General features: G+C 74.4%; 7 protein-coding genes. 1 reads left to right on the forward strand and 6 read right to left on the reverse strand.

Annotated features, from left to right (window positions below):
* Positions 1-60: 60 nt before the first annotated feature.
* Positions 61-2,451: a PQQ-binding-like beta-propeller repeat protein gene (locus ACIBAI_RS11220; protein ID WP_399033074.1), complete on the forward strand. Its 2,391-nt coding sequence runs from the start codon at positions 61-63 to the stop codon at positions 2,449-2,451.
* A gap of 21 nt (positions 2,452-2,472) precedes the next feature.
* Here ACIBAI_RS11220 and ACIBAI_RS11225 read toward each other — a convergent pair whose 3' ends face one another.
* The 6 genes from ACIBAI_RS11225 to ACIBAI_RS11250 form a co-directional block, all read right to left on the reverse strand.
* Complete coding sequence (locus tag ACIBAI_RS11225) at positions 2,473-3,693, reverse strand: ABC transporter permease (protein WP_399033076.1); 1,221 nt, start codon at positions 3,691-3,693, stop codon at positions 2,473-2,475.
* Positions 3,683-4,459, reverse strand: a complete 777-nt coding sequence (locus tag ACIBAI_RS11230) for an ABC transporter ATP-binding protein (RefSeq protein WP_399033077.1) — start codon at positions 4,457-4,459, stop codon at positions 3,683-3,685. Before ACIBAI_RS11230 ends, ACIBAI_RS11225 begins: the two co-directional genes overlap by 11 nt.
* Complete coding sequence (locus ACIBAI_RS11235) at positions 4,456-5,529, reverse strand: peptidoglycan-binding protein (RefSeq protein ID WP_399033078.1); 1,074 nt, start codon at positions 5,527-5,529, stop codon at positions 4,456-4,458. Before ACIBAI_RS11235 ends, ACIBAI_RS11230 begins: the two co-directional genes overlap by 4 nt.
* The gene (locus ACIBAI_RS11240; RefSeq protein WP_399033080.1) at positions 5,526-6,098 is read right to left on the reverse strand and encodes a hypothetical protein; all 573 of its coding nucleotides are present in this window, start codon (positions 6,096-6,098) and stop codon (positions 5,526-5,528) included. Before ACIBAI_RS11240 ends, ACIBAI_RS11235 begins: the two co-directional genes overlap by 4 nt.
* A 255-nt stretch (positions 6,099-6,353) precedes the next feature.
* The gene (locus ACIBAI_RS11245; RefSeq protein ID WP_399033082.1) at positions 6,354-6,770 is read right to left on the reverse strand and encodes a hypothetical protein; all 417 of its coding nucleotides are present in this window, start codon (positions 6,768-6,770) and stop codon (positions 6,354-6,356) included.
* A gap of 1,063 nt (positions 6,771-7,833) precedes the next feature.
* Positions 7,834-8,022 carry a hypothetical protein gene (locus tag ACIBAI_RS11250; protein ID WP_399033084.1) on the reverse strand — a complete coding sequence of 63 codons (189 nt, stop codon included), beginning with the start codon at positions 8,020-8,022 and terminating at the stop codon, positions 7,834-7,836.
* Between the last annotated feature and the right edge of the window lie 155 nt (positions 8,023-8,177).

An 8,177-nucleotide genomic window follows, 5' to 3' on the forward strand; every position in this document is an offset into this window, starting at 1 on the left:
GCTGCACGGGGCCGCGTACATATGGCGGTGACGCGGCTCGTACGGGGAGGTGGCAGGCAAGTGGTGGAGCAGCTGACGCAGCACGATCCGCGGCGGATCGGGCCGTTCGAGGTGCTGGGACGGCTGGGGGCCGGCGGGATGGGGCTCGTCTATCTCGCGCGCTCGGCGTCCGGCCGGCGCGTGGCGATCAAGACGGTCCGGACGGAGCTCGCCGAGGACCAGCTGTTCCGTGTCCGCTTCACGCGCGAGGTCGAGGCCGCGCGGGCGGTCTCCGGCTTCTACACGGCCGCGGTCGTCGACGCCGACCCGCGCGCGGCCGTGCCGTGGCTGGCCACCGCGTACGTCCCCGCGCCCTCCCTCGAGGAGATAGTGAACGAGTGCGGGCCGCTGCCGGCCCAGGCGGTGCGCTGGCTGGCGGCGGGCGTCGCGGAGGCGCTGCAGTCCATCCACGGCGCCGGGCTGGTCCACCGGGACCTCAAGCCCTCCAACGTCCTCGTCGTCGAGGACGGCCCCCGGGTGATCGACTTCGGTATCGCGTCGGGCGTCTCGAACACCCGTCTGACGATGACGAACGTCGCCGTGGGCACCCCCGCCTACATGTCCCCGGAGCAGGCGAAGGACTCCCGCAGCGTCACCGGCGCCAGCGACGTGTTCTCCCTCGGCTCCACCCTCGTCTTCGCCGCCACCGGGCACGCCCCCTTCCACGGCGCCAACCCGGTCGAGACGGTCTTCATGCTGCTGCGGGAGGGCCCGGACCTGGACGGCCTGCCGGAGGAGCTGCGCCCGCTGATCGAGTCCTGCATGCAGCTGGACCCGGCGGCCCGCCCCACCCCCGCCGACCTCCAGGCCCAGCTCGCCCCGCACCTGTTCGGCTCGGGCTCCGACGACAGCGGCACGGCGTCGGCGTGGCTGCCGGAGCGGGCGGTGAGCCTGATCGAGGCGCGCCGCAACGGCCGCCCGCCCGTCACCGGCACCCGCGGCGGCGGACGCCCCACGGCACCCCCGGTACCGCCGCCGCCCCCGCACGACCCCGTCGTCCCCGCCGCCCCGCCGGTGCCCGCCGCTCCTCCGCCGGTGCCCGCCGCCCCGCCGGTGCCCGCGTCCGTCGGCGCCTCCGGCACCGGCCCGGTCCGGCTGGCCGGCGCGGCGGTGCCCATCGGCCCCGGCCCGCGCGTCGCCGACCTGCGCGCCGCCGCCGTCAAGGCGCCCCCGCCGGAGGCCGCCCTCGCCGCCTCCTGGGCCAAGCCCCGCCCCGGCCTCGGCACCGCCGACCCCGCCGTGCCCGCGCCGCCGGTCCCGGCCGCGCCGCCGGAGCAGGCGAGCGGCTGGCGCCCGTGGCGGTTCCGCATGTCCAACGACGTCTGGGGCACCCCGGCGGTCGCCGACGACCTCGTCTACGTCACCTCCTTCGAGGTGCACGCCCTGGACGTGGCGACCGGCCGCCGCCGTTTCAAGACGCGGGACGTGGCCTGGTCGATGGCGGTCGCGGACGGCCGGATCCACGCCTCCGACGGCCCCACCCTGTTCGCTCTCGACGCCCGCGCGGGCACGGACCTGTGGCGCCTGCACACGGACGCCTGGGTGTACTCGCTCAAGGCCGGCCTGGGCACGGTCGTCACCGGCACGCGCGGCGGCGGCGTCCAGGGCTGGGAGGCCGCCACCGGCCGGAAGCTGTGGGAGATCACCGGCGCCCAGACCGACTTCGAGTCCCCGGAGGCCGGCCCGGTCCTGCACGAGGGCACGGTGTACGTCTGGCAGGACGCCCGCCTGCGCGCCCTGGACGCCCGCACCGGCGACGAGCGCTGGTCGTACCCGATCGGCGACGCGGCCTCCTGCGGCGGCGTCCCGGTCCGCGTGACGCACGCCCCGGACGGCTGCGTGTACGTCTGCGCCGGTACCCGGGTCCTGGCGCTGGAGGCCGCCGGCGGCCGCGTCCGCTGGCACTTCGAGGCCCCCGCGGTCTTCCTCTCCCCGCCCGCCTTCGTCCCCGGCCCGGCGGTCACCGGCGGCGGCGTCTACCTGGCCGACTACCTCGGCACGGTGTACGCGCTGGACGCCGCCGACGGCCGCGACCGCTGGCGCATCGCCACGGAGTCCCGGGCGTCGGTCGAGCCGGTGCTGGTGGCCGCGGGCCATGTGCACGTCGGCAGCGGCAAGGGCCTCTACACCCTGGACGCCGTCACCGGCACCCCCAAGTGGCGCTTCCAGGCGGGCGGCGACATCGTGGGCGCCCCGGCCGTGGCGGAGGGCCGTATCCACTTCGGCTCCACCGACCACCTCCTCTACACCCTGAAGGCCGACGACGGCCGCCTGCGCTGGAAGCTGGCGACGGGCGGCGAGATCACCGGCTCCCCGGTGGTCAGGGACGGCGTCGTCTACGCGTGCAGCAAGGACCGCTGCGTCTACGCGCTGGACGCGGAGAAGGGCACGGGCACGGCCCGGACCGCCTAGCGGGGGCCTGGCTCGGCCGCCTCAGCCGCTGCTCAGCGCCGTCACCGGCGAGACCTGGGCCGCGCGCACCGCCGGGTACAGGCCGGCCAGCGCGCCGATGACGAGGGTGCCGCCCACCCCGGCCGCCAGGGCCTCCGCTGGGAGGCTGAGGGGCCAGTGGCGATGGGCGGCGTAGGCGGTGGTGACCAGCGTGCCCAGGAGCGCGCCGCCCAGACCCCCCAGGGCCGCCAGGAGCAACGACTCCGTGAAGAACTGGGTGCGGATCTGGCCCCTGGTGGCACCCAGCGCGCGGCGCAGACCGATCTCGGTGCGGCGTTCCAGCACGGTGATCACCATGGTGTTGGCGACACCGATGCCGCCGACGAGCAGTGCCACGGCGCCGACGCCCAGCAGCAGCCCGGTGAACGCCTCCTCCGCCGCGAGCTTGGCGGCGAGCGCGTCCGAGGGCCTGCTCACCTCGACCGTCTCGGGGCTGCCCGGATTGACGGACCGGGCGAGCAGCCGCCACACGTTGCTCACGGCCCGGTCGTCCGAGCGGATGTACAGCATGGACGGATGCCCGTCGAACCCGAGCACCCGCTCGGCGACGTCGAAGCCGACGAGCGCCGCACTGTCCAGCTCGGGCGCGAGGACCACCGGTTCCAGGACGCCCACGACGGTGAACCACCGTTCACCGAGCCAGATCCGTACGCCGGGATCGGCCCGCACGACGCCGAGCCGCTGCGCGGCGACGGAGCCGAGGACGACGCCGGGGTAACGGGAGACGGCGCGGTTGAGCCAGGTCCCGCTGGCCGTACGGGCGCCGAGTGTCGTCAGCAGGTCGGTCCGTGCGGCCATCACCTTCAGGGAGTTGGTCTCCTCGGGCGGGATCAGATCGGTCCGGTACACGTTCGCGTCGACGTCGCCGGTCGCGCTGCCGCCGGTCACGGACGGCACCCGCCGCGCCATCCCCAGCGACTCGCGGGGCAGCTGGGTGCGACCTCCGTAGAAGTCCTGGCCCGCCGAGACGCGCAGCAGGTTGGTCCCGAGCCGGTCGAGCGTGAACTGCAGTCCGGCACGGCTGGAGGAGGAGATGCCGACGACGGCGACCATCGCGGCGATGCCGATGGAGATGCCCGCTGCGGACAGCACTGCGCGCAGCGGCTTGGCCCGCAGCCCGGCCAGGCTCAGCTGCATCAGATCGAAGGGCCTGAGCCGAGCAGGCAGCAGCCGGCCGTGGTCGTCGTGCCCGCTACCGCTCATGTTCCGGCCTCTCCTCTCCGGCGGGCCGGGCGTCCGGCACGGGCGCCGCGTCGCCCGGCCCGCTGTCGGATTCGATCCGTCCGTCCCGCATGTGGATCCGGCGCGGCATCGCCCCGGCCAGCTCCAGGTCATGGGTGATGACGACGACCGTCGTCCCCTGCCGGTGCAGCTCCCGCAGGAGACCGACGACGGTGGCGCCGGAGGCGGAGTCCAGGGCGCCGGTGGGTTCGTCGGCGAGGAGCAACAACGGGCGTCCGACCACCGCACGGGCCAGCGCGACCCGTTGCCGCTCACCGCCGGACAGTTCGTGCGGCCGGTGCCGCATCCGGTCGCGGAGCCCGACGCGTTCCAGCGTCTCGGCGGCCGCCGCCCGCCGGGCGCCGCGCGGGAGCCCGCTGTAGAGGAGCCCGTCGGCGACGCTGTCGAGGGCCGGCATCCCCGGGGTGAGGAAGAACTGCTGGAAGACGAAGCCGATGTACCGCGCCCTCAGGGCCGACAGCCCGCGGTCGGAGAGCTCGGCGGTCGGGTACCCGGCGAGTGAGATCTCCCCGCTGGTGGGCCGGTCGAGTGTGCCGAGGAGGTTCAGCAGCGTCGACTTCCCCGACCCGGACGGTCCGATGATGGCGAGGAGTTCCCCGCGCTCCACGCGCAGGCTCACGTCCCGGACGGCGTCCACCGGGGGCGTTCCCGGGTAGCGCCGGCAGACGCGGACGAGTTCGACGACCGGCTCCGCGGAGGGAGCCGTACGGGGGGTCGGGGTGCTCACAGCTTCGGCATCCCCACGGTCGTCCCCGCCCGGATCCCGCGTCCGGTGATCTCCACCCGGCCTTTCGCGAACAGCCCGGCCTCCACGCGCACGATCCGGCTGCGGTCGCCGTCGACCACCTGGACCCCGTATCCGCCCTCGCCGAGTGCCAGCAGCGCGGCCACCGGCACCGACAGCACCTCCCTGCGCCGGTCGCTGACGACCTCGACCTGCACCGGGGCGTACGACAGCGCCGTGGGGTCCCCGGCCCCGGTGAGCGCGATCCGCACGGCGACGGTCGGCTCGGAGTCCCGGTCCTCGTCGCGGCTCGCCGTGGAACCGACCGAGGTGACCTTGCCGGCGACCCGCTTGCCGTCGGGCAGGACCACGGTCACCGGGGTGTTCCGCCGGACCAGGTGCTGACGGGACAGCTTGACCTCGGCCGAGACGCCGAGCCGGGTGCTGGTCATGGCCAGCACCGGGTCGCCGGGGGAGGCATGGTCGCCGACCCGGCGTTCGGGCTCCCCGGCCCGTGCGGCGCCGGGGACGAACAGCACGCGGCCCCGTTCGAGCCGTCCGGTCGGCTTCAGGCCGTGGACGCGCTGCCAGCGCTTGACGGCCCGTGCCGTGAACTCGGTGTACTCGCGGTCGACGTCGAAGCCGGTGTACCCGAGAGCCGCGAGGTTCCTCTCCAGCTGCCGGACGTCGTTCCCGTCGGACATCCCCGGGGCGAACTCCCGGTACGGGGGGATCTTCCCGTAGAGCAGCAGCACGGGCCGGTCGTCGATGCGGTAGAGCTGCTCGCCCCGCTCGACCACCGTGCCGGGCTCGGGCAGCCAGGTGACCGTCCCGCTCAGCCAGTTGGGGGCGTGTATGTCCTCGGCGTGTTCCAGGGTCCCGCTCAGCGACTCGGTGGCGACGAGGTCGCCCCGGGTCACCGGCGCGGTCGCCGGCGCCGGCGACCGTTTGCTCTCGACCCGGGTTCCGTCCCGCTGCGCCACGACGACCGTCGTCGTCACCGCCACGGCGAGCGTGAGGAGGCCGGTGACGAGGAGGAGGCGGGAGCGACGGCTGCGGAAGCGGTCGCTCATGAGGTCGCGGAGGGCTGTGGAGCGGGGCCGATCTCCTTCACGCAGGCCTGGCGGATCTCGTTGTACCGGTCCTCCTGTCCCTTGGGGATCTCTCCCGGCGCGGTGTCGGAGACGTCCAGCCCGTGGCCGCGCATGCACTTGTTGATCTTCAAGCGGTACGCGGTCATGGCCGCGTCCTCCGCCGCTCCGCCCGATCCGGAGCCGTCCGGACCCTTGCCGGTGTCCAGGAACTTCTCGCAGTCCTTCTGCGCCTTGGCCACCAGGTCGGCGTCCTGCCCGTCGAGGTTGATCGACAGGTTCCCGCCCTCGGGGTCCTCCACCTCGACGCCCTTGTCGCGCAGGCAGCGGACGAACTTGAGCTGGGAGGCGTCGGGCGGACCGCCGGTGACCTGCTGCGAGCCGTCGGAGGCGGCGGTCTTCGTGCCGCCGGCCCCGTCCCCGGTCGAGGAGCCCCCGGAGCATCCGGTCAGCGCGACGGTGAGCGACAGACCCACCAGCACCGATGCCAGGCCGGCCCGGTGGCGGGACGGCGGGGGAGCGGAAGACAGAATCGAAAATGGGAGCGACATGCGAACACCTTTCTGAATACCTGCGGTCATTCGTGACGGCGCGGGCCGGCACTTCGTGAAAATAGCGGGGTACGCGTTCGGAAGGTATAAAGGTGCGCCGCCGGAATCAGCGATCCGGCCACACAGTCGCATCACAGCGAACACATGGGAACGACGAATTCCGAAACGCAAGAAGTGCCCCTCCCGTACCGCCGACGGAAAAGGAGGGGTAAATTCCGTCGGCGGCGGGCGGGGCACTCCTCGTCGGCCGGATGCTCAGCCCCCGATCGAACCGCCCCAGATGGCGTTCGTGCCCGACGGGCAGGCGAGGGTGTGGTTCCACGTCCCGTAGTACAGGGTCGAGGAGATGTACCGGTACCCGTTGGAGCAGTCCACGTAGACCCGGTAACCCTGTCCGTTGCAGGTCATGTAGAAATAGCGGCCCGAGGTCCGGGCGTTCCAGCAGGTCGCCTGGATGCCCACGTCGGCCTTCGTGCCGGCCGCGAGCGCGGCCGTTCCGTCGGCCCGGCCGGCAGCCCCGGCGACCGTCGCGTCGCGGTCGGTGGCCTTGAACACCGCTGTCGGCGAGCCGCTCTGGGACGCCGCCTCGGCGGCGGGGGCGAGGGCGCCGGCGGCGCCCAGCGCCAGGGCTGCCGAAGCGCCGAGGGTCGCGAGAGATCTGCGGATCTTCATATTTTCCCTTTCTTGGTGCACCGCGTTGCGGCGCACCGCTCGAGTCTTCTCCGAGCGAACATTCACCAGATTCCCATCGGGTCATGGTCCGGCAAAGGGGATAGTTGGCCACCTTTTGCGGCGCGAGGGAACAAAAGATGTCCTGACCGGGAATAAAATATTCCACGAATCGAATCCCGGGAACATGTGTTCTGAATGCTGTGCGGCTGGCTGGTCGCGGCGGCGGTTCGCTTTCGGAGGAAAAGGGTCCGGTCTTTTGCGGCAGGGGCGGGGCCGTGGCTTCCGTACGGCCATGATTCGGTCAACGTGTCCGAAAGAACGCGCACAGGAGATCCACAGGATGGCCGAGAATTTCGTCCCGCGTGAGGCCGTACCGCGCCCGGACGCGTCGGAGTGCGTCGGAATGCGTCGGAGAGGAGGCCCGGCGGGACCGAGGGGCACCGCTCCCCGGGGGTGCGCGGCGGTCCGGAGCCGTCCGGCGGTCCCAGGGCGCGGACGCGGCGCTCCCCGGCGGCCCGGTCACCTCGGTGCGGGGCGGAAGCGGCGCGTCCCGAGCGTAGCGGTCCAGGTCGTCGACGGCCCTCCCGGCGGGCGTACGGCGGACGACGCGAGCCGGCGGACGACGGCGGGCCCTCCGGGCCGCGCGGGCGCCGCCCGGAGGGCCCGCGGCCGGTGGCGGGCGCACCGGTCCCGCAGCGCACGCGTGTCCGCGGGTCCGGCCGGCGGAGCGCGGGCGGAGCACGGCCGGCGGCCGGACGGGAAAGGCGCGCCGGAATTCCGCGGGAGGCCGCCCGGCGCCGTTCGCCCGGGCGTACCACGGGCCGGCGGGACGTGGGGCCGGGCGGTGTGCCGGGCCGTGGCGGACCCCCGGGAGCGGGGCGGCGGACCGGAGGCGTGTGCTCCGTGCCCGGCGGCACGGCCCGGGAGGGCCGTTGCGGGAGCGCGGCCGGGGAAACGGCAGGAGGCAGGGGGAGACGGCACGCCCGCGGCGCCGTCCGGCAACGCGACGGCCGCGGCGGCTCCCCCTCCGCGCCGCCGCGGCCGAAATCGGTGAGGTGCGGGCTTACCGCGTCGGCTTGAACGGCTCCGACGTGGCGTGCATGTCCTTGGTCGTGAAGGGCTCACCGGTGGCGTGCATGTCCTCCGTCGTCAGGCCGCCGTCGGCGGCCTGGGCGCCGTCGGCCGCGGCCGCGCCGTCCGTCGTGCCGGTGGCGTGCATGTCCTGCGGCTTGGTGACCGGCTTGTCGCTCATGGTGCTGGCTCCACTCGGTGTGTTCGTCCGTGGGTCGGCGGGGCCCGCCCCGGCGCTCCCCCCAAGCCCGCCCGGCGGGCCCCCCCCGGGGGGGGGCCCGGGGGGCCCGGGCCCCCCCCCCGGCCCGCGCCCCCCCCCCCCCCCCCCCCCCGCGC

The organism is Streptomyces sp. NPDC051041, assembly GCF_044456065.1.
GTDB classification, from domain to species: Bacteria; Actinomycetota; Actinomycetes; order Streptomycetales; family Streptomycetaceae; genus Streptomyces; species Streptomyces glaucus.

Bases quoted from the DNA above. Each gene is read 5' to 3' on its own strand.
- ACIBAI_RS11240 (WP_399033080.1), bottom strand. From the start codon at position 6,098: ATGTCGCTCCCATTTTCGATTCTGTCTTCCGCTCCCCCGCCGTCCCGC.
- ACIBAI_RS11250 (WP_399033084.1), bottom strand. From the start codon at position 8,022: ATGAGCGACAAGCCGGTCACCAAGCCGCAGGACATGCACGCCACCGGC.
- ACIBAI_RS11245 (WP_399033082.1), bottom strand. From the start codon at position 6,770: ATGAAGATCCGCAGATCTCTCGCGACCCTCGGCGCTTCGGCAGCCCTG.
- ACIBAI_RS11225 (WP_399033076.1), bottom strand. From the start codon at position 3,693: ATGAGCGGTAGCGGGCACGACGACCACGGCCGGCTGCTGCCTGCTCGG.
- ACIBAI_RS11235 (WP_399033078.1), bottom strand. From the start codon at position 5,529: ATGAGCGACCGCTTCCGCAGCCGTCGCTCCCGCCTCCTCCTCGTCACC.